Genomic DNA, 21,618 nt, shown 5'->3' with positions numbered 1-21,618 from the left:
CCTGGTCGCGGCTACGGCTGCCCATGCGACCGGCGCGCCGCGTGGGCCACCAGCAATCTGTGGGCGATATCCCAACGCCCCACTGCACTCTCCTGTGGAGGGATTTCACTGCTGGCACCGACCTCTTCTGAATCGGTCAGCTGACGTATTGTCCACCGTGGTAAAGCGGTACCAAGCTGTTTGGAGAGCGTCACTGGGCGTTTCGAGGGCATGCTAGATGCCCACCAGCGAACAGACGAGGTGTTCAATGAGTGCGGCTACCAGCTTCTGGTTACATCACCGCTACCGCGGCGATCAGGCGTATCAAGACCCGAGAACTGTCGCCGGTGGACCTTACGGAGACAGTGATCAAGTGCTCTGAAGAGGCCAACCCGACCGTCAACGCCTACACGGACCCCTTCTCGAGAGCAGCTTCCACAGACTCGAAGGCAGGTGCCGCGTGGACTGGTCGTCCTCGGGGCCGGTGCCGAAATCAACCCCCGACCAGGTTCAGGCCGAACTGGTACAAGCGGTACGGGAACAGATCGGCGCGGTGGCCGCGCTGAGGACAGTGCATGTCGTGCCAGGATTACCAAAGACGCGGTCCGGCAATATGCTGCGAAAGCGATACATGGCATCGCCGACGGCCGAGACGAACCCAACCCTCGCATGCGGGCCTGTAGTCGCAGCGTTCACCGAGGGCTGTGCCGCAGTCCGGCTTGGGCGAAGCCGCCGTATGCCGCCCACGACCGCTCGCTACCTGCTGTCGGTGATCGCCGAGAAGCGCGGCATGAAGGCGACTTTCATGCCCAAGCCGTTCACCGACCGCACCGGTCGGGCATGCACATGCACCTGTCACTGTGGGCCGGTGATCGGCCGCTCTTCCCCGACGCGGGTGATCCGCGTGGACTCGGGCTGTCGTCGACAGCTTACGGATTCCTCGCCGGTCTGCTGGACCACGCGTGTGCGCTGCACGGGGTCATCGCGCCGACGGTCAACTCCTACAAGCGAATCGGTGCGACCAGCACGTCCAGCGGGGCGACCTGGTCGCCGCGCCACGCCACCTATGGCGGCAGCGACCGCACCCACTACTTGCGCGTCCCGGATTCCAATCGCGTCGAACTGCGCGGCGCGGATGGCTCGGCCAACCCGTATCTGGCCATGGCCGCCGCGGTAGCGGCGGGTCTCGACGGCATCGACCGGGAACTGGATCCCGGTGCACCGGGTGAACACCGCGGCGACATGCTCCCGATGACCCTGGTCCACGCCATGGACGCACTGGAATCCGATCCGGTGCTGACCGCAGCCCTCGATATAGGCGGTCCCGGTGTGGCCGCCTACTTCACCGAGCGCAAACGCGAGGAGTTCTTCGCCTGGCACAACACGGTCTCCGACTGGGAGATCGAGCACTACCTGACCGCCTTCTGAACCTTCGAAATCCCCACCTTCGCCGCCATATCCCCCACCGACAAGCCACTGGTCAGCCGCAACGCCCGCACCTGCCGCCCGATCACCTTCTCGAGCTCGATCCCGGCCGGCGCATCGGGCGATACCTCGCGCCGCACCGGGGCGGGATCGCCGGTATCACGGTGTTCGGGCAGGGCACTCATACCGCGATCCTAGTGTTCATTGCAGCGGTGCTACACGTCCGCGCCCACGACGTTTCCGGCTGGCGCTCGAATAGGAAAGCGCTGTCGCCGGCATATGGGCGGCACGGCGCCGCGCAGGCCAAGCCATTGGCCGCGAATACCAGCCGGGTGCAGCGGTGGTGGCACAACCGCCATCACCAGCGGCCGGTCAGAACTCCTGTAACCCGCTGATTCGACCCCTCTCGGTCGTTTGACCAATGACCGATTTGCTCGCCCATACATCAATGAAGATTTGGTCAGCAACCGGAGGCGGCAACCTCGTGTCGCCCGCCGTGCTGGACGGCGGGCGGGTCACTCGGCGCCGCCGGCCTGGTCGCGGTCGTCAGCTCAGTCGTTGCGGAACTGATCTGTGCGGGGCCAGACGCTCGGTGGAGGTTTCCGCCTATGCGATGGACACACCCGAATACCTTGGTTGGCGATTCGAGTCGGCACATTCGCCGTGAGGCGGGACGGGTAGACGGTCATAACAGTTCCTGAACCATCGGCGGTCGCCCTTTACCGGGTGGCCCGGCGAACGCCTGCGCGATGTCAAGCCAGTTGTTCGCGACGGGGCCCGTTGCGGCGAGGTCCAGATCGCTGCGATGGCGGCGCTGCGTGACCCGCAACGCGAAGTCGTAGGCTGAGCCGCGGACAGTGTTGTCCGCGCAGGGAGAGCCGTGCTCCCATACGTTGCCGGAGGGCAGTCGGAGAGAAACGAACACGTCGCCCTCAGGGACCGCAAGGCCGTTGGCCTGGAACGCGAAGGCACGAGCCCGGACGCCGAGATGCACGATATGCCGCACGCGGTCGGTCGGCATGGGAGCAAGGCTCATGGCTTCGGCGACGTCGAGACCGTGCGCCCACGTTTCCATGAGGCGGGCGGTTGCCATCGAGGTCAGGCTCATCGGCTGGCCGAACCAGGGTAGCCTCCGGCTTTCCGGCTGGGCACGGAGTGTCTTCGCGAGCAGCATTCTGGTTGTGCGCCACCGAGCCAGCAGTTCGGTCCGCGAGGTCTTCGCACCGGTCGAGGCCCCGGCGTCGACCAGCGTGCTGAGGTCTCCATCCGCTCGCAAAACCAACTCGTTCCAGCCCCGCTGGTTTGTTGCGGCCATGACGGCCGCCTCGTCGGTCCATGCCAGATGGGCGATCTGGTGCGCTATCGTCCACCCCTCGGCTGGCGTCGGCATATGCCACTGCTGGTCCGAGAGACGCGCTACCAGTGACTCCAACTGCTCGCCTTCGACCTCCAGATCAGCGAGGACTTCGTCGAGCTTGCTCACTAGGGCTCCTATACGAACGCAGATTGACATGGTCGACGTAGCGATCCACATCGGCCAGCGGCATACGGCATTTGGCCGGCAGTCGCCTCGCGGTGCCCATCACCGCCGCCGGCGGGAATGCCGGCCCGCCTATGGCCCCGTTGACCGACTGCCGGAATGAATATCGGTTGATTGACGAATGGAGTCCTCTCCGTCGCGTCGGGACTCTATTGGTGTGGTGAGGGCAGGAGTCGCAGGCGACACGCTGATCCCCTGCCCCCTCCATCCGTCGACAGGCTCTCAGCGGCTGCCGTCGTCATAGTCGCCGAGCCGACGGCGCATGATCTTCCCGGACGAGGTGACAGGCAACTGAGATACGAACTGCATCGCGCGCGGGACCTTGTATGCGGCCAGTTGGGCGCGGCAGTGCGCGATGAGTGCCTCCCGGCTAACCTCCGCGCCGGGTTTCACTACGACATAGGCCTTTGCCAATTCGCCCTTCATCGCGTCGGGTACGGCCGCCACGGCCGCGAGAGCGACCGCGGGATGCATGCACAGTACGCGTTCGATCTCCGCGGGATAGACGTTGAAACCAGCAGTCAGGATCATGTCCTTCTTGCGGTCGACGATGGTGAAGTACCCGTCCTCGTCCATCGTCGCGATATCGCCGGTGTGGAGCCAGCCGTCCGGTTCGATGGTGTCCGTCGTCGCAGCCGGGTTGCCGTAGTAGCCCTGCATCACGAGCGGCCCCTGGAACATCAGCTCGCCGCGCTCCCCCACGGGCATCTCTCTGCTCGCATCGTTTGGGTCGACGATCCGCATTGCGTTGCCGGGGAAAGGGATGCCGATGGTCCCGGGCTTGTTGGGGCCGACCACGGGATTGGCGCTGCTGACACCCGCCAGTTCGGTCATACCCCAGACCTCATGCACGGGGCAGCCCGTTCGCTCTGTGAACTCGACCGACTTGGCCGCCGGTAGGGTCTGGCCACCGACCCAGCAGCGCTTCAGGCTCGACAGGTTGTACTTGTCGAAGTCGGGGTGCGCCAGCAGATAGTAGTAGGCGGTCGGAACACCATCCATCAGTGTGGCGGCCTGCTCGCTGATAGCGCTCAGAACCGCCACCTCATTGAAGCGGGGAATCATGATCAAGCACGAGCCGGCCATCACCGAGGCGTTCAACACGCATGATCCATAGACGTGCGGCAGCGGCAGAGCGCTCACGATCCGGTCATGCGGACCCCTCGCTCCCATCGTCGCCGTCCCAGTCGCGGCGCCGATCACCGAACGATGACTCTGCATCGCTCCCTTGGGGCGACCCGTCGTCCCCGACGTGTAGCAGATCGCGGCGAGATCGCTGGGCTCCCGCGCCGCAGGAGCGAAATCGGGGCGGCCGCACGTGAGCCAGTCCGAGAACGCTACCGTGCCGGTGCTCGAGTCGCCCCACACGACGACCTGCGCAGTCTGGTCTGCTCGTGCCTCGAGCAGCGCCCGGCCTCGATCGGCCGACGCAACGACAACTCGCGCGCCGGCATCCTCGGTGATGAAGTTGACCTCCTCGGGGGTCAGCATGACGTTCGCGGGTATCACGGTGGCACCGGTCTTCGCGATCCCGTAGTAGGCGAAGATCCATTCGACACAGTTGTGTCCGTACAGCACAACTCGATCGCCCGCTGCGACGCCGGTGCTCGTGAGTCCGTTCGCCACACGATTCGACTCCCGCTCCAGGTCGACGAACGACACGGTCCGACCCTCGATAACGAACGCGGCGCGGGCTCCGAATCGCCGCGCGGCTATCGGAGCAATATCACCGATCGTGCGCGTCATTTGACTTCACCCTCCCGTACACCAACCATTTCATTCCTGCCGTTCCTCACTTGCGTCGCGACTGTCACCCTGATCGCGGCGCCACCAGCCAAGCCAGCGGCGCCGCGAGTAACTGGTGCCAGGGTTCGCCGGTTCGGTCGCACTTGACGGGCCGGCGACGTTTCCTACGCGGAAATGGCGACGTCCGCACGCAACCGGCCCATGAGGGTCTCCGCGTCGATAATCTCGGCGTATCCCTGCTTCAGTGTCTCGACCGTGACCCGATGCATCGTCTCGGCGGGCGTGCCGTCGATACCGTCGAAGGTGCAGTTCAGATCATCGACAAAGATGACCTTGTAGTCCCGATTGAAAGCATCAATCGTGGTAGTGAGGCAACAGAAGTTCGTGGCCATTCCTGTGACGATGATCGTGTCTCGACCCCGGAACGGCGGATTACTGAGAACCACGTCGAGCTTCGAGCCATAGAAGGAGCTGTACTTCCACTTCTGGATGTACACCTCGTATTCGCTGAAGGCCGCCGGGCGAAGCGCATCTACAACCTCGACTCCCGAGGTTCCCGGGATGCAACTGTTGCGCGTCTGATGCCAGTAGTCGTCGAGGCGGTCGTCCCCACCGCCGTGATCTCCACCCGAGAAATGCGACGCACTATGGGCGATCGGCACCTTATTCGCTCGGGCGAACTCGAGGAGCTCCTTCGTCTTGGGATACATATCGCGCCCGGCGTCGATCACCCATTCCTTGCCAGGCTCGAGGAAATCTTTGATCATGTCGACCACGATGATGATCGCGTCATCGACAAGTTTCTTGCTCATAGCGCCGCTGCTCCATTCCTCGGTGTTGATTTGGCCGTTCTCAGGATCGTTCCGTGACAACCGCATTGCCATACGTCAACTGACGGATTTGCTCTCCGCTGCCCGCGCGGTGACCGCCGCCAGATCCCAGCACGTTGTGCTGCCCGGCCAGGACATCGCCGCTGGGATCACCGAGCTGGCCGTGCCGTGCTGGCCCTTGATGAGCGGATCATCGCCCTGGATACCCAGATCACCAAGCTGTTCCGCGGCCATCGTGATGCCGCAAGCATCGAGTCGATGCCCGGTTTCGGGCCGATCCTCGGGTCGATGCTGCTGGCCGCTACCGGTGACCTGCGCGCATTCCCCAGCGCCGGCCATCTTGCAGCCGCTGCCGGACTGGTCCCGGTGCCGAATGATTCCAGCCGCCGAACCGGTACCCTGCACCGTCCTCGCCGCTACAGCCGACCGCTGCGGCACGCGTCTATCCGGCAGCGCAAACCACCAGCATGCGCGCCGGACGCAACCGTGACTACTTCCTGCACAAATGTGCACACGGACGAACACACACCCAAGCACTCATCACCTCACCCTGGCCCGCCGCCGAGTCGACGTGCTCTGGGGCATTCGGGCTTGTGACGCCTGGTTCGCGCTGACGGTCACCGGTTTCAAAGATCGGTCACATGACCTATGCCGCTCCAGGCAGGTCCGCTCCTACGGTGGACCTGGCCTGAACGAAGGAGAAACCAGATGTCAGATAGCGCGTAAAACATCAAATTGCGCCAAGTGACTATTGACGTCCAATTTCTTTCGGTTGTGTGGTTCTGGCCGCCTCACTGATCGGCGGGCATCGGATGATGGTGCCCGTCTGTGCGGCCTCGGTATCTGGCCGACGGGTTTCCAGAAAATTGAATATCGCTGTCACATCTACATAAAGCGGCAAATTTTGAGGACCGATCCAGCGCCTGTTAGGTCGGGTTTATTCCACTGTCAAGGTTTGTTCCGCTTTCCTGTGCGGAAGGAAATGCAAATGAACTATCGAAAACTTGCAGTGGCGGCAACGTCTGTTGTCGTGATGGCCTTGATGTGTGGAACTGCGGTCGCGCAGCCGGCTGTGGCTTCTGCGGCTGCGCCGGAAATCCATTACAACGCGGCGGTTCGTGACAAGTCGGTGGTGTTTTCCATCGATGCCGGGTCGCTGACGGTTCGCGACAAGCACCTCGAGATCCTCGATGATCAGGGAAACGAGGTTGCGGTCGTGCCATTGACCTATCGATTGGATAATTTCGATCACCCGATCGCGGCCGCGATCACTGATCGGACTGTGGTGTTGACTCCTGACGCGGATCCGGCCGTGGCTACTCCTGCTGCTGATGTCGCACGTGATGGCGTGGTGTCGGTTGACGGGGCGCTCGCGCAGGTCGCGGCGACGTACCCGAGCGCGGATGCGCGTTCGGCGGATGCGCTGGGCACTCTTGTGCAGCAGCTCACTGTCGGATCGATGTTGAGCGCGATGGTGGGAACAGTCGTGGGTGCCGGTATCGGCTGTGTGGCCGGGCTTGTGGTCGGTGCTGCCGCGACGACTCCTGTGGCGTGGTTGCTCGGGGTCGGGCCGATCGCCGGCTGCGTGGGGGGCGCGATACTGTTCGGCTCGATCGCCGCTATCGGGGGGACGTTGCTGATCGGTGGTCCGATTGCGGTCGGTGCGCTGTTCCAGTACTTCCAGACCCTGAACGCGCCGATCGTGCCGTCAGCCAAGCCCACTTCGTAGGCCGGATACCGCGGCATCCCGCAGGCTGTCGAACCGGGCCGAAAACAAGTCGTCCGTTCGGCAGCCTGATGGACGAGGGGCTCCTGATTTGTTCTGATACCCCCTCCGCGTTGCCTTGCGTCAGTGTCTATGCCGAATAAGCAGCATCGTCACGCCGGGGTCACCTACGGCGAGAACATCCTCGATGTCCGCCTCCGCGCCCATCTCGACGTCGGCCAGCGCCACCATGCAGACCTGCTCAGCACCGCCAGCTGATCAGCGCGCAACACCACCACCGGCCAATCCTGGAGGTTCTTCGCCATGACCAGCACCCTGACCGCGGACCCCCCGCTGGCACCGTCTCGTCGGCACCCCAAGTCAGTCGCCACCCCGGTGTGGTCGACTTCGATGAACTGCTCGCCTTCGACACGCCCCGCCTCAAGTCGATGCCCCAACAACCCTGAGACCACCGAAGAGGCCATCGAGCCTGTCGGTTGGCTGCGCACTGGACGGCGCGGAGGGTTACCTGCAAGATCGACCGCCAGGACTTTCCGGTCTCGCGATTCGATGATGCGACGGACGTGTGGGGGCACCGCAGGATGGTGGTCAGTGCCCGGCTCGGGCGGCGGGGATCGGAGTGTTCGTGGAGGGGAGGACACCGATGATGCGAGCTGTGGCAGTGACCCGGTTGGACGGACCGGGTGATCTTGTCCCGGTTTTCCGGCATTAGCGGAGAGGAGGAACTGGCCGACGGTAGTAGGACTGTTCGAATTCTAGAGGGGCGCGCCAGAGAACCGTCTCCACCGGAACCACGTCGCACCTGCGCGGACGCAACGACACCACAACCTCCATCGACATCGTGCCCGAAAGACCGATGTCAATCATGGCGGACACCCACCACCCCAACCGAAATCGCCAACAGTGTCCATTTGGGTCCAACGTCTCGAAACCATACGTGTTGAAGTCGTGGATTACCTGTCGCACATAGGATTTCGCCACCTGCATCAGCTTCGCGATCAAACCGACTGGCGGATGCTGCGCCAAGGCCCTCACCGCAACCGGCAGTATCACCGTTCACCCGTCGGTGATCAACCCACCACCTCGGCTACGGTTACAGCATCAACTCACCTGGACGCGGCACTAGAGCCGCGCGTCACTTCTGGGCGACGTCGTGGCGCGGTGTCGCCTGCCAGGGTGATGGGACCACTGGTTTGCCATGAGTATGGGACCGGGTTGCGTCCGGTCGCGGGGCCGTGTTGATGGTGGCCGACGACCGGGCTGCCGGTCAATCCGAGGGGCTGGGATCGGCCGGTTTGCCGCGGCGCGGCTTCTGCCGCTGCCGGTAGGACTCGCCCTCGACGACGAGTTCGTAGGCAGCTGATTGCAGCCGGTCCATCGCCGATTGGGCGAGCAATGGGTCGGCCATCATGGTCAGGATCTCCGGGGGTTCCCGGTTGCTGGTGATCACGGTCGAGGCTTTGCGGTGGCGTTCGACGATCAGCTCGTAGAAATCGTTGGTCTCGACCGCTTCGAGCCGATGCAGGGCCAGGTCGTCGAGGATGAGCAGGTCGACGCGGTGCAGTTTGCGCATTTCGTCTTCGTAGCTGCCGTCCAGGCGGGCTCCGCGTAGGCGTTTGAACAGTTTGTCGGCGCGTTCGGTGTGAACGGTGTAGTTGCGACGGACCGCGATGTGTCCTAATGCATTGGCCAGGAACGTCTTTCCGACCCCGACCGGTCCCATCACGAGGACGTTGTAGGCGTCGGCGAGAAACCGCAGCGAGGTCAGTTCGGCCCAGAGTTCCCGGTCGAAGCTGACCGCGGTGGACTCGTCCCAAGCCTGCAACTGCATCTGCGGGTCCAGATGGGCAGCCTTGGCGCGGCGCTGGGCAGAGTCGCGGTCGCGGCGGGTGACCTCGTCGGCGAACAGCATCTCCAGGAAGTCGTGGTGCGGCAGCCGGTTCGACCTGGCCAGGGCGAGTCGGTCGGGCAGGGCGTCCAAGAGTTGCCCGAGCTTGAGCCGACGCATCAGAGCTTTCAGTTCCGGGGAGATCTCGATCGGTTTGACCGCAGGTGTCGCGGCGGGGCGGCGGGTGCTCATGAGGGCCTCCGGACGGCGAAATCGGTTGCCGCGCGGACGAACCGGGATGGTGCCGGTGGCGGCAGCAGCGTCAGCTGCTGGCCGGGCGCAGCGCGGGTGAGCATGCGGTCGATGACACCGACGTCGACGACCTCGGCATCGAGGGCGCGGCGGCAGGCGTCCTCGACCGCGGCTGGGCCGTGGCGGCGCACCAGCCCGAGCAGTCGATAGACCTGCCGCATCTTGGTCCAGGGCAGCGGATGCTCCAACACGGCCGCGGCATAGACACCGATGTGTTCGCCGTGTCCGGATACCTTGCGCTGCAATGCATTCAAATCCCGCATCGCATAGACCGACACATCCGATGGCATGTCGGCAGGATCGGTGTGCCGGCGCCCGGGCGCGACGACAGGGTGAACCTTGATCAACTCCCCGCGCCAATACAGTTTCACCGTGGACGCATCGACGCGAGCGTCGAGCCGCCGACCGACGAGATCACCGGGAACGCTGTAAAGCGCCTTGGAAATTTGAACGTGCCGATCAGGTGCCACTTTGGGATGGGCCCAGGTCGGGATGTCGAACGGTTCATCGGACAGCGGCTTCAACTCCGGGGCTTCGTCGGCGGCGAACACCTCGGCCGGGCGCAACCGCGTGGTGCCGTGCACCCGCGTTCCCGCGACCTGCGTGCACCACCGCGCCGCGCGCTCACGGCAATCGGCCAGGTCTCGGAACTGTTCTCCAGCAAAGAAATTCGATCTGACATATGGGACGCAGCGTTCGACTCTGGGTTTGTCTCTCGGACTGCGGACCCTCGTCGGGTCGACGGCGAACCCGCGCGTTTGGGCGTATTCACGGAATGCGTCGTTGAGTTTCGGGTCGGTGGCATCGGCCTTGTCGACGATGGCCTTCATGTTGTCCGGAATAGCGACGGCGAACACCCCGCCGAAGAACACCCACGCGGCTTCGAATCCTGCGATCACGTCGTTCAACGTCTGCCGGTAGGTCGGCCAGACGAACATGTGCCGCGAATACACCGCGGTGAAGATCAAACCGTGGACCACCCGGCGTCGGCCGTCGCCGGCGTCGGTGAGCAAGCCCAGCCGACCGAAGTCGACCTGCACCTCCGCGCCAGGGTCGCAGTCGGCCACCCGCACCGTGGCCTTGCGCTGCCCGAACCCCAATTCCTTTGTCGCATAACGGTTCAACGTCCGATACGACACCACCACACCGCGCCGCCCCAGCAGGATATGAATCTTCGTCAGGGTCAGGCCCTCGTCCAGCCATGCCCGGATCTGCTCGGACTGCGCGGCCACCGTCGCCCACGCTTCGCTCTTGCCGTTCGGGCGGCCGCGGCGCACCCCGGCGATCACAGCCGCCAGCAACTCATCGCTCAGCTGCCCGGCATCACCCTCACGATCCAGGCCGCACGACCTCGCCATCTCCACATAGCGACGCACCGTCTTGCGGTCGGTGCCCGACAAGCGGGCCACCTCCCGCAACCCTCGACCCAGCAGCCATAGCCGCAGGATCTCCCTGATCTCGATCACCGATACCTCCCGGTAGCTCATTGGCCAATGCAACGACCGAGCGACCGGAAGCCCCCGAAGCCACGCCGGGTGGTCCCATAACTGGCAAAACCGCTAGTCAGGTGGTCCCATCAGTGGCAAACGGGGTGGTCCCATGCTCATGGCAAAACCGGTTTCGAAGTGGTCCCTTGCCCCTGGCAGCCGACACGCGGGAAGCGCCAGCAGATTCTGCGCCGCGGAACCTGGCGACCCAGGACTTCTGGCCGTAGCCGGACGCGAGTGCAGTGATCGGCGTGAACTCCACCGACAGGCACCCTATCTCCGCCTCACGGTTGAACAGGAGACTGCCGGAGGCCCATCCCCGACGGCACGGGCAGCATCTCGCGTGGACAGATCGCCACGTGGACGCCGACACAGTAAGCGGTCCGCCACAGCGCCTCGCCGTCGTCGGCGCAGGCCTGGGCCGAAACACCCGAGGGACATCTCTTCGACAAAAACCGCCGGTTGGGATCGCGCCGCGATGCTTACACCGCTCGGGCATGCCTGGCTCCGCGTCCGAGCGGGAACACGGTCGAGAGCAGGAGCGCGTCCCTGCCAAACGCGTCGCTACCCCTCGACGTGATTGTCGGGGTAGGCAGTGACGGCGAGAAAGCGGATGGGGAGGCGGACGAGTTGATTCGGACCGTGCGCGCCTTCCCCGTCCAAGAGCAGCGAATCACCTGGCCGCAGCGTATATTCCGAATCACCATGGCCATATACCATGACGCCCTCAAGCATGTACAGCAGCTCGGTGCCGGGGTGCTGGAACAACGGAAACGTCTCGCTGACCTCGGTCAATGTGACCAACACCGGCTCCAGGCGCTTGTGCTGTCCACGCAGCGCACCGAGCAGTTCGTAATGGTGGCCCACCCGCGTACCCCGGCCGACAATCATTGCGCCATGCCCGGCCTGCACGTACACCGCCTCACGAGCAGCGTCCGCGCCGCGGAACAACGACGTCACCGGCACGTCGAGTCCCGCCGCCAGACGCGCCAGCGTGGAAAGACTGCAGGAGGTCTGGGCATTCTCGATTTTCGACAGCATGGCCTTCGAGATGCCCACCTTGGCCGCCATGTCACCGATCGACAGCCCACTCGACAGCCGCAGGCTGTGCACTTGACGTCCGATGACCCGTTCCAAATCAAGGCCGGTCGGCGTATCGGGCGGTATCTCCCGCTGCCCAGGCCCGGGGTCACCCTTGTCACGGTGCTCGTGATCGCGGCCCACTCGTGTCATACCGCCAGCATAGGGAATGCTGTCTACCGTGAGGAAACAAGGGGCGTGGACGACGCCGGGTCAGTGCGCTACGCCCAGGTCCCTGACGTTGCCCGACCCGATATCGGCAGTGGTTACAGCTTCACGATCATGGTCTTGGTTGCGGTGAACGAGTCCAGTGCTTTGTGGTCCTTCACTCGGCCGTATCGCCGAGCCGGGGGGACAGTACGCCGACTCCGGCACCGAGGAACGCTCGCAACCGACTCGCCCGGTTGAACCTCGATAGTGCAGCTCGACTGGGAGGGCTTGCTGCGGGTAGGCGCGCCATGCCGCTGGGGGCGAAACGCTCGGTACGCAATCGACCTAGCGGATAGTCGGCCCGGTGATGTTCCACTGCGGTCAGCAGTCGCTCGGGGCCGAATCCGAGCCGGCAAATCGAAGAACTCGCACCTCTTTGCTGCACTGGCTCAGCTCGCCGAGGAACGGCATAGTCCTCCTCGACCTGCCGAGGCAGCCGACTCTCGGAGCGTCGCGGAGCGCAACTCAGCGTCCCACTGGCTCATGTATTTCGGCCCACATACGGGCGACGCCGTCCCAGCCGACATGATCGATTTCCGGGTATAACTCGAGCAGATTACCGCCTAGATCCAGGCCGTAGAATCGCGGCAGATTACCCGGCCCGCCAATGCCAGAATCGACTATCGGAACGTCGAGGTCCTCCGCCGATCCAGGTCTCGTGCGGCGATACCCACATCACCCGGTCGGGCCACACGTACCACCAGCTCTTGCTCCGTCCCGGCACCGCCGAACCGATCGCCGTTTCCTCGCGATTGTTCCGAAGTTTGGCATGACCGCGTAGCCTGCGCAGCCCGATCATAGTACTCACTAAAGGCTGGTACTGAGTCGATTACCGGTCAACGGTGTCCCATAATAGGACGCACGGGGGGCTTAGCTGATGCGGTCAGCCCCCGCGTAAACATTCATCGTGGAGTTGCGCAGGAATCCGATCAGTGTGAGTCCGGTGTCGGAAGCCAGCTCGATCGCGAGCGACGACGGTGCGGACACCGCGGCGAGGATGGGTATGCCGGCCATCACGGCCTTTTGAACCAGTTCGAACGAGGCCCGCCCACTGACCATCAGGGTCGCGCCGCGCAACGGAATCCGATCACGTTCGACGGCCCAACCGATGAGCTTGTCCACCGCGTTGTGCCGTCCGACATCTTCCCGCACGACCAGCACACCCTCATCGGCCGTGAACAGCCCCGCCGCATGGAGTCCCCCGGTGGTCTCGAAGACCTTCTGCGCCGCCCGCAACGCATCGGGCAGGCCGACGACCGTATTCGCGGGCACCACTATCGGATCGGATTCCGGTAGGTGCCGAGTGCGGAGCCGAATGGCATCGAGCGACGCCTTGCCGCATACCCCACAGGAGGATGTCGTGTAGAAGTTGCGCTCTATTCCGGCAGCGGGCAGCTCGACGCCTGGCGCGAGTTCGACGTCGAGGACGTTGTAGGTGTTGCGACCTTCATCGTCGAGATTGCCGCAGTACCGAATGGATACGATGGTGGACCTGTCGGCGATCGCCCCCTCGGTCAACAAGAACCCCTGTGCGAGTTCGAAATCCGCGCCGGGTGTCCGCATCGTGACCGCGAGCGGTTTCCCGTTGATCCGTATCTCCAGCGGCTCCTCGACGACCACGTTGTCCCATCGCGTCGAACGCCGGCCCTCCAAGAACCTGGTGATCGACTTGCGGGCGGTGACGCGTCCCATCAGGGACGTCGTTCCAGGCGTATCGGAATCGCCTTGGATACAGGGGTATTCGATTGGTCCGCCACGTGGTCGAGTGGGATCAGCGGGTTCGTCTCAGGATAGTAGGCCGCTACGTTTCCGGCGGGCGTCGAGTACGGCACCAACCGGAAGTTCTCGGCCCGACGTTCGCGCGACCCGCCGTCGGCCTCGGTCCAGTGCGACACGAGGTCCACCCGGTCCCCCGCCGCGAAGCCGAGTGCCGCGATGTCCTCAAGAGCGATGAAAAGTACCCGCCGGCCGCCTTTCACACCGCGGTAGCGGTCGTCGAGGCCATAGATGGTCGTGTTGTATTGGTCGTGTGATCGCATCGTCTGCAGAATGAGCCGACCAGGCGGCACCGGCACCCAACGCAGTTCGTTGACCACGAAGTTGGCCTTGCCGGTCGCGGTGTCGAATCGCCGTTCATCCCGCGGCGGATGCGGGAGTTCGAAACCGTCGGGTTGCCGGACGCGAGAGTTGAAGTTCGCGAATCCCGGAACGACCCGGGAAATACTATCGCGAATCCGGTCGTAATCCTTCATGAACTCACCCCACGGCACCGGATGTCCAGCGCCCAACAGCACCTGCGCGAGCCCGCACACGATGGCGACCTCGCTGCGCAGCTGCGGTCCGGCGGGCGGCAGACTACCCCGGGACAGATGCACCATCGACATCGAATCCTCCACCGACACTCTCTGCTTGCCGGTCTCCTGGATATCGGTGTCGGTACGCCCGAGCGAGGGCAGAATCAGCGCGGTGCGACCGTGTACGAGGTGGCTGCGACTGAGTTTGGTCGAGACCTGCACGGTCAGAGCACACGATCGCAACGCCGCCTCGGTCACCTCGGTATCGGACATTGCGGCGGCGAAGTTGCCGCCCATCCCCACAAAGACCGAGACCTTCCCGTCGCGCATCGCCCGGATCGAATCCACCGCGTCCAGGCCGTGCGCACGCGGGCTCTCGATACCGAACTCGGCGTCCAGCGCGGCCAGGAACCGCTCCGGCATCTTCTCCCAGACGCCCATCGTCCGATCTCCCTGGACGTTGGAATGCCCGCGCACCGGACAGACTCCAGCCCCACGCTTCCCGATCATCCCGCGCATCAGCAGCAGACTCACCGCGTCCTGAATGGTGGCAACGCCGTGCACATGCTGGGTGAGTCCCATCGCCCAGCAGATGATCGTGCGCTTCGAGTCGATCAACGCGCGCGCGGTGCCTTCGAGCTGCGCCGAGGTCAGACCGGTCGCCTCGACCACCTTCCGCAGGTCGAGCCCCCGGATGTGCGCGCGGTATTCCTCGAATCCCGCGCACGAACTATCAATGAAGGCGCGATCGAGGACCGTGCCGGGATTTCGGTCCTCCGCCTCCAGCAGCAATTTCGCCAAGCCTTGGAACAGCGCTTGGTCACCGCCGATCCGAATTTGCAGGAACTCGTCGGCGATCACCACCCCGTCACCGAGCACACCGTGCAGCCGCTGCGGATCCTTGAATCGGAGCAACCCCGCCTCGGGGAGCGGATTCACCGCGATGACTCTCGCGCCGTTCGCCTTCGACTTCTCCAACACCGACAGCATTCGCGGATGGTTCGTACCGGGGTTCTGGCCGACGACGAGGATCAAGTCAGCACTCTCGAGGTCGGTCACCGACACCGATCCCTTGCCGATCCCGATGGTCTGGGTCAGTGCGGTGCCCGAGGACTCGTGGCACATGTTCGAACAGTCCGGCAGGTTGTTGGTGCCGTATGAGCGCACGAGCAACTGATAGAGGAATGCCGCCTCATTCGAGGTGCGCCCGGAGGTGTAGAAGACCGCCTGATCCGGCGAGGGCAACGTCCGCAGTTTTCCCGCGATGAGTTCGAACGCGCCCTGCCAGTCGATCGGCTCGTAGTGGTTCGAGCCGGGCCAGCGCACCATCGGGTGAGTCAAGCGCCCCTGCTGACCGAGCCAGTAGTCGGTCTGCCGCAGCAGTTCGGATATCGGATGGGCGGCGAAGAACTCCGGTCCGACCCTGCGGGTGGTGGCTTCCTCCGCCACCGCCTTGGCTCCGTTCTCACAGAATTCGGCTTGTTTGCGGTGTCCCGGTGTTTCGGGCCATGCGCAGCCCGGGCAATCGAAACCGTCGGGCTGGTTCAGCTTCAGCAGTGTACGCGCGGTCCGAGTGGCCCCCATCTGCTCCATGCCACGACGTAACGACACCAGCACCGCGGGCACGCCCGCCGCGTAGGACTTCGCGGGGGTGACAACCAGGTGCCGCTCGTCGAACCTGTACCTATCGCCGTCGCGCTCGAATTCTTCCAAGTCCTCCATTGGCCTTCCTCAGGGTGACCGTTGGCTAGTCCAACGGCCTGGTGGATCGTTTTCCGCCGATAGCGCTCACCTAATGGGTGGATATTTTCGGAACCTTTGTATCGAATGTCGAACACCGATTAAGGCGATCGGAAGCAACCGACTATCACTCGACGCGGCTGTGGAGTAGGCCCACTCCCCCGGTGAGGGTCGCCGATACCGGCTCCAGCCACTTGCGCTGCCACGCCGCGCGACGAGCGGTTCGTAACGGCTGCCGCTCGTGGGTGCCACGTCGCATGTCCACAGCGCAATGCCCCGCCAGCACGATCCTCCGATCCGCGGATGCGGAGCCAGTCATCGGGACCCTCCTGTTCTCGGATCGATTGCAACCTACCGTTGGTGCGAGACTTGAGTTTCCTCAGATGAAACATAGCATCACCTTGGCGCAACCCGATAGGCGCAACCCGACATCGGGCATACCCCCACCAGGAAGCCTCCCGGTGTGGTGCCCCGAATCTCCAGAAGGAGCGCTCATGCTCGAAACCATCCGAACAGTGGCACGCCGGGATCGCCATTCCGCGCCTTGGCCCAACCGGCGCGGAATGACCAGCGAGATCGTGCGCGGAACACCCACACAAAGCGGAACGCCGAGTTGGCGCCTCAGCGTCGCTTCACTGCGTGAGGACGCGGATTTCTCTCCGCTGCGCGACGTCGACCGAGTCTTCACCGTTGTCGGAACCATCGGCGCCACACTTCATTTCGCGGATCACGATCATTGGGCCGCACCACTCGTGCCATGCGCGTTCGCGGGTGAGGACAGCCCATTCTGCGAGATCACCGCGCCGACGGAAGCCTTCAACGTGATGGTGGAGCGAACCGTCGCGACCGCATCCGTGACCTCCCTACGGGTGATCACGCGAGCCGACATCCACAGTCCTGTCGACTCGATAACGGCCGTCTTCGTGGCGGACGGTTCCGGGCGTCTCGACCGGACGAGACTCACCAGCGGCGATTGCATGATCTACCACGGCGGATCCGGCGCCTTCCGAGGATCGGCCCATTTGCTCATCGTCGAGATCGTCTCCACCGCAGGGCAATCGAGCATCGAACCCCTCGGAATCGCGACAGTGCCGCATTGACAGCCCGCGGGGCACGCGCGGCGATTGCCGAACGTACGAGAATGTGGCCGTCTTGTTTCTTGACATTCAACTTCGATTCATGTCAGCATACAGCAATTCTTGGGTCGAATGCTCAGCAGAGGATGGAAATGACCGAAACCACCAAGTTCCTGATCGTCGGCGGGGGTCTCGAAGGGCTGTCCATAGCGTGGTCGCTTGCCGACCGAGGCGAAACCCAGGTGCTGGTGGTCGAACGCGACACGCTCTGTTCGGGGATGACGGGCAAGTCCAGCGGCGTGGTGCGCTGCCATTACGGCACGCCTTCGCTGGCCGCGATGTCGTGGTACGGCGTGGCCGTCTTCGAGCAGGCGACCGAGATCTTCGGTGACGATATGGCCTTCCGCCAATGCGGTTACGTGGTCGGCGTCGGCGAGAACAACATCGATCCGCTGAAGGCGAATGTCGCCATGCAGCAGGAGCTGGGTGTCGAGGTCGAAATGATCGGACACGACAAGATGGCCGAATTGTGGCCTGGTCTGCGCCTAGACGACTTCGCCGCCTTCGCCTACGAAATGCGCGGCGGTCGCGGCGAGGCCTACATGACCGGAATGGCGTTCGCTGCGGCGGCACGAAAGGCGGGAGTGCAGATCCGCCAGAGCACACCGGTCACCGGCTTGCGACAGGGCCCGAGCGGCCAGGTCTACGGTGTGATTCTGGCCGACGGTACGCAAATCCACGCGGAGCACGTGATCCTCGCAGCGGGTCCGTGGACACCGAGCCTCGGTTCGACCGTCGGCCTCGATATCCCGGTACGCGCCCAGCGCGCCCAGCTGGTCCTGGTCGATCAGGGTGAACCGACTCCCGAAGTCCCGGTTCTCTCGGATCTCGCTGGGCTGCAATATATCTGCCGGGAACCGAACGGCGAACTGCTGGTCGGCAACAGCGACCACGCAGAGCCCGAATACATCGATCCGGACCGCTACATCAACCGGGCCGACGAAGCCACGATCGAGAAAGTCATCGACAAGCTGGACAACCGACTTCCCCACATGCCCGATCCTCGAGTCACCAGCAGCTACGTCGGCGCGTACGACGTGACGCCCGACTACAACCCGATTATCGGCCCCGCTCCGGTTCCTGGACTATTCCTGGCCACGGGATTCTCCGGACACGGCTTCAAGATCTCGCCCGCGGTCGGACGCATGGTGTCGGATCTGTTGCTCGACGGCCAAACCCAGCTGCCCAATGTCGACCCGGCCGATTTCCGATACGAACGCTTCGCGGAGGGCAAGCCCCTGCTCAGCCGGCACCGCTACGAGGGTGCCGGGGAAATGCGCTGATCCCGATACCAACCAGACCGCACCAGCAGGAGACCAGATGTCGATCGATACCACCACAGCACCGATACCCGCCACGCGATCCCTGACCGATCTGGCCCTGGCCAGCGATACGAAGTTCATCCTCGCCCTATTCGTCACATTGTCCGGAAAACCCTGTGCGAAACTCGTTCCGGTCGAGGCGGTCGGGCAACTGGAGCGTGATGGAGTCGGGTTTGCCGGGTACGCGGCCGGAATGATCGGCCAGGAGCCTCGCGATCCTGATCTGGTCGCGGTGCCGGATCCGCGCTCGTTCACCCCGATTCCCTTTGTCCGGCCAGGCCTGGCGATCGTGCACTGCTCGCCGCATGTCGAAGGTAAGCCGTGGCCATTCGCACCCCGAGTCATCCTCGAACGCACCCTCGCGCGGGCGGCCGAGCGTGGATACACCGTCAATGTCGGCGCCGAAGTCGAATACTTCCTGGTCAACCGCACTTCTTCCGGCGGTCTGACTACCGCCGACGCCGCGGATATCAGTGATCAGCCCTGTTACGACGCCCGCGACGTCACCCGGATGTACGACCACCTCACCGAGATCTCGCAGGCGATGAACAGTCTCGGCTGGGGCAATTACGCGAGCGACCACGAAGACGGCAACGGTCAGTTCGAGCAGAACTTCGACTACGCCGACGCCTTGACGACTGCCGACCGGGTGATCACGGCTCGCTATCTGCTGTCGATGATCGCTGAAAAGCGCGGCATGACGGCAACATTCATGCCGAAGCCGTTCACTGATCGCACCGGCTCGGGCATGCATATGCACCTGTCACTATGGGACGGCGACCGGGCCCTGTTTCCCGATCCGAACGACCCCAACGAACTCGGACTTTCACCGACCGCGTACTCGTTCATCGCGGGCATCCTCGAGCATGCCTGCGCACTGCAAGGCGTCATAGCCCCAACCGTAAACTCCTACAAGCGAATCGGCGCGACGGCGACCACCAGCGGCGCGACCTGGTCGCCCCGGTACGCCACCTACGGCGGCAACGACCGCACCCATTATCTGCGCGTGCCCGATAGCAACCGCGTCGAGTTGCGCGGGGCGGACGGCGCGGCCAACCCGTATCTCGCCGTGGCGGCCACACTTTCGGCCGGGCTCGCCGGAATCGACAGCGGCCTCGAACCGGGCCGCCCCGGCGATCGGCGCGAGGACACTCTCCCGATGACACTGGCACACGCGATGGACGCGTTCGAAGCCGACCCGGTGCTGACCGGCGCCCTCGACATCGCAGGACCAGGGGTCAGCGCCTACTTCGCCCAGCACAAGCGCGAAGAGTTCTTCGCCTGGCACAACACCGTCTCCGCGTGGGAGATCGACCACTACCTCACCGCGTTCTGACCCGATCGAAAGGAGTGCATCGTGTGCGGAATCGTCGGGCTTCACCTGCGTGACCCTGCCCTCTACCCGTCACTGGGCGTCTTACTCAGCGGCATGCTGGACCAAATGTGTGACCGAGGACCCGATTCGGCGGGTATCGCCGTCTACGGCGATCCGACCTGGTCGCCTGCCGGCCACGCGACCGTGTCGGTACTCGGCGCGTCGATGGCCGCCGAGGTTTGGGCTGGACTCCTCTCCACCACAGTGGGTGTGCCGATCACGGTGCATGATCTGACACCGACCACGGTGCTGCACGGCCCACTCGGCACCGATGAGCTCGTCGCGGCTATCCGGGCAAGTGACCCCACAGCGCGCGTTATCGGTTTCGGCTCCGATCTGACGGTCCTCAAGGGCATCGGGAATCCCACCGAGCTCGCGACCAGCTTCGGCTTGCCGCAGGCGCAGGGCTGGCAAGGTGTGGGCCACACCCGGATGGCCACCGAATCGGCGGTCACCGCGGCGGGCTCACACCCCTTCTCCGTGGGAACCGACCAGTGCCTGGTGCACAACGGGTCGTTCTCCAACCATATGAGCATCAAGCACCAGCTCGAACGCCACGGCACGGTCTTCGACAGTGAGAACGACACCGAGGTCGGTGCGCGTTTCGTGGCGCGACAGCTGGCCGGTGGCGCCGATCTCGAGAAGGCGCTGCTGCTACTGAACGAAACCTTCGACGGCTTCTACACGCTGCTGGTCTCGACCAGCGATTCGTTCGCCGTCGTCCGTGACTCCATCTCCTGCAAACCGGCCATCATCGCCGAGACCGAGCAGTGGGTCGCCATGGCATCGGAATACCGCGCGCTGGCCGAACTGCCCGGCATCGACCGGGCCCGCATCTTCGAACCCGAACCGGAAGAGGTGTACGTATGGCACCGACAGTGACCACCGATCAGGAGCCCGCCGTCACCTCGACCGTGCTCGACCTCGCGCAATCTGATGTGCGCGCGGCGAATACGCTACTCGCGTCCGCAGATGCGCCGGATGAACTGACGATTACCAATCCTCGCGGGGCACATGCACTCGCGTGCGGGCTCACCCGCGATGTCGAAGTGACGATCGACGGGCACGTCGGCTATTACTGCGCGGGCATGAACCAGATGGCCACGGTGACCATCAACGGTAGCGCGGGCGTCGGCGTCGCCGAGAATATGATGTCCGGCACCGTGCGGGTGCGTGGCGATGCCTCACAGTCGGCCGGAGCCACCGCGCACGGCGGGCTGCTCGTCATCGAGGGCAATGCCGGCGCGCGGTGCGGAATATCGATGAAGGGTGTCGATATCGTCGTCGGCGGCAACATCGGCCATATGAGCGCCTTCATGGGCCAGGCCGGACGGCTGGTGGTATGCGGCGATGCCGGCGAGGCGCTAGGGGACTCGCTGTACGAGGCTCGCATCTACGTACGCGGCACAGTTGCATCGCTCGGCGCCGACTGTGTCCGCAAACCCATGCGCGAGGAACATCTCATCGAACTCCGCGAGCTACTGCTCTCGGCCGGATTCGACGCGGACCCCACCGACTTCACCCGTTACGGCTCGGCACGCCAGCTGTACAACTTCCACGTCGACAACGCGACCGCGTACTAGGAGGC

Annotated in this window: 18 protein-coding genes and 3 pseudogenes; 10 read left to right on the top strand and 11 right to left on the bottom strand. The window is 64.1% G+C overall.

From position 1 onward, the window contains the following. Positions 1-439 precede the first annotated feature (439 nt). A pseudogene (locus ON19_RS44975) lies at positions 440-529 on the top strand (hypothetical protein); the annotation flags it as partial. 198 nt (positions 530-727) lie between these two features. Then, positions 728-1,407 (top strand): annotated as a pseudogene (locus ON19_RS15040) (type III glutamate--ammonia ligase); the annotation flags it as partial. Between the two features lie 2 nt (positions 1,408-1,409). On the opposite strand, the pseudogene ON19_RS15035 reads toward ON19_RS15040, so the two are convergent. The 5 genes and pseudogenes from ON19_RS15035 to ON19_RS43775 all read right to left on the bottom strand — a co-directional run. After that, positions 1,410-1,589: pseudogene (locus ON19_RS15035) on the bottom strand (helix-turn-helix domain-containing protein); the annotation flags it as partial. A gap of 500 nt (positions 1,590-2,089) precedes the next feature. Next, positions 2,090-2,887 carry a TIGR03084 family metal-binding protein gene (locus ON19_RS15030; protein ID WP_043691859.1) on the bottom strand — a complete coding sequence of 266 codons (798 nt, stop codon included), beginning with the start codon at positions 2,885-2,887 and terminating at the stop codon, positions 2,090-2,092. Between the two features lie 279 nt (positions 2,888-3,166). After that, a complete protein-coding gene (locus ON19_RS15025) occupies positions 3,167-4,690 on the bottom strand; it encodes an AMP-binding protein (protein ID WP_043691856.1) in 1,524 nt (507 codons plus the stop codon). Between the two features lie 164 nt (positions 4,691-4,854). Then, a complete protein-coding gene (locus tag ON19_RS38925; RefSeq protein ID WP_157229711.1) occupies positions 4,855-5,502 on the bottom strand; it encodes a cysteine hydrolase family protein in 648 nt (215 codons plus the stop codon). Positions 5,503-5,577: 75 nt separating this feature from the next. After that, a complete protein-coding gene (locus ON19_RS43775; RefSeq protein WP_227955060.1) occupies positions 5,578-5,859 on the bottom strand; it encodes a hypothetical protein in 282 nt (93 codons plus the stop codon). On the opposite strand from ON19_RS43775, the gene ON19_RS44685 reads away from it, so the two are divergent. The 3 genes from ON19_RS44685 (at position 5,779) to ON19_RS43770 (ending at position 7,504) form a co-directional block, all read left to right on the top strand. Continuing rightward, positions 5,779-6,117: a transposase gene (locus ON19_RS44685; RefSeq protein WP_227955035.1), complete on the top strand. Its 339-nt coding sequence runs from the start codon at positions 5,779-5,781 to the stop codon at positions 6,115-6,117. The two genes, ON19_RS43775 and ON19_RS44685, sit on opposite strands and share 81 nt — an antisense overlap. 391 nt (positions 6,118-6,508) lie before the next feature. Continuing rightward, positions 6,509-7,249, top strand: a complete 741-nt coding sequence (locus ON19_RS15010; protein ID WP_157229710.1) for a DUF8020 domain-containing protein — start codon at positions 6,509-6,511, stop codon at positions 7,247-7,249. Positions 7,250-7,378: 129 nt separating this feature from the next. Next, positions 7,379-7,504: a hypothetical protein gene (locus ON19_RS43770; RefSeq protein WP_255218388.1), complete on the top strand. Its 126-nt coding sequence runs from the start codon at positions 7,379-7,381 to the stop codon at positions 7,502-7,504. A gap of 450 nt (positions 7,505-7,954) precedes the next feature. Here the strand turns inward: ON19_RS43770 and ON19_RS44970 are convergent, their stop codons facing one another. From ON19_RS44970 to ON19_RS14970, 6 genes are all read right to left on the bottom strand, one after another. Next, positions 7,955-8,281, bottom strand: coding sequence for a helix-turn-helix domain-containing protein (locus tag ON19_RS44970; protein ID WP_043691841.1), 327 nt, complete (start codon positions 8,279-8,281; stop codon positions 7,955-7,957). A gap of 232 nt (positions 8,282-8,513) precedes the next feature. Further along, positions 8,514-9,326 carry an ATP-binding protein gene (locus ON19_RS14995; protein WP_043691837.1) on the bottom strand — a complete coding sequence of 271 codons (813 nt, stop codon included), beginning with the start codon at positions 9,324-9,326 and terminating at the stop codon, positions 8,514-8,516. Further along, positions 9,323-10,873 (bottom strand): IS21 family transposase, encoded by a 1,551-nt coding sequence (gene istA / locus ON19_RS14990; protein WP_043691834.1) that lies wholly within the window; start codon positions 10,871-10,873, stop codon positions 9,323-9,325. The genes ON19_RS14995 and istA overlap by 4 nt, the downstream gene beginning before the upstream one ends. Before the next feature lie 564 nt (positions 10,874-11,437). Further along, positions 11,438-12,106, bottom strand: coding sequence for a helix-turn-helix domain-containing protein (locus ON19_RS14985; RefSeq protein ID WP_043691831.1), 669 nt, complete (start codon positions 12,104-12,106; stop codon positions 11,438-11,440). A gap of 927 nt (positions 12,107-13,033) precedes the next feature. After that, on the bottom strand, positions 13,034-13,855 hold the full coding sequence (fdhD, locus tag ON19_RS14975; RefSeq protein ID WP_043691823.1) for a formate dehydrogenase accessory sulfurtransferase FdhD: 822 nt from the start codon (positions 13,853-13,855) through the stop codon (positions 13,034-13,036). Further along, positions 13,855-16,179, bottom strand: a complete 2,325-nt coding sequence (locus ON19_RS14970) for an FdhF/YdeP family oxidoreductase (RefSeq protein WP_043691819.1) — start codon at positions 16,177-16,179, stop codon at positions 13,855-13,857. Before ON19_RS14970 ends, fdhD begins: the two co-directional genes overlap by 1 nt. Positions 16,180-16,454: 275 nt before the next feature. On the opposite strand from ON19_RS14970, the gene ON19_RS40245 reads away from it, so the two are divergent. The 5 genes from ON19_RS40245 (at position 16,455) to ON19_RS14945 (ending at position 21,613) form a co-directional block, all read left to right on the top strand. Continuing rightward, the gene (locus tag ON19_RS40245) at positions 16,455-17,297 is read left to right on the top strand and encodes a HutD family protein (RefSeq protein ID WP_083899386.1); all 843 of its coding nucleotides are present in this window, start codon (positions 16,455-16,457) and stop codon (positions 17,295-17,297) included. Between the two features lie 128 nt (positions 17,298-17,425). Beyond that, complete coding sequence (locus tag ON19_RS14960) at positions 17,426-18,616, top strand: NAD(P)/FAD-dependent oxidoreductase (RefSeq protein WP_043691947.1); 1,191 nt, start codon at positions 17,426-17,428, stop codon at positions 18,614-18,616. Between the two features lie 37 nt (positions 18,617-18,653). After that, positions 18,654-19,991 (top strand): type III glutamate--ammonia ligase, encoded by a 1,338-nt coding sequence (gene glnT / locus ON19_RS14955; RefSeq protein WP_043691816.1) that lies wholly within the window; start codon positions 18,654-18,656, stop codon positions 19,989-19,991. Positions 19,992-20,012: 21 nt separating this feature from the next. Next, a complete protein-coding gene (locus tag ON19_RS14950; protein WP_043691813.1) occupies positions 20,013-20,912 on the top strand; it encodes a class II glutamine amidotransferase in 900 nt (299 codons plus the stop codon). Further along, the gene (locus ON19_RS14945) at positions 20,897-21,613 is read left to right on the top strand and encodes a GltB/FmdC/FwdC-like GXGXG domain-containing protein (RefSeq protein ID WP_043691810.1); all 717 of its coding nucleotides are present in this window, start codon (positions 20,897-20,899) and stop codon (positions 21,611-21,613) included. The genes ON19_RS14950 and ON19_RS14945 overlap by 16 nt, the downstream gene beginning before the upstream one ends. Positions 21,614-21,618 lie beyond the last annotated feature (5 nt).

It is taken from the genome of Nocardia abscessus NBRC 100374 (assembly GCF_000308455.1).
GTDB classification, from domain to species: domain Bacteria; phylum Actinomycetota; class Actinomycetes; order Mycobacteriales; family Mycobacteriaceae; genus Nocardia; species Nocardia abscessus.
The sequence above is the reverse complement of the archived record's forward strand: the minus strand, read 5'-3'. Positions and strand labels throughout refer to the sequence as shown.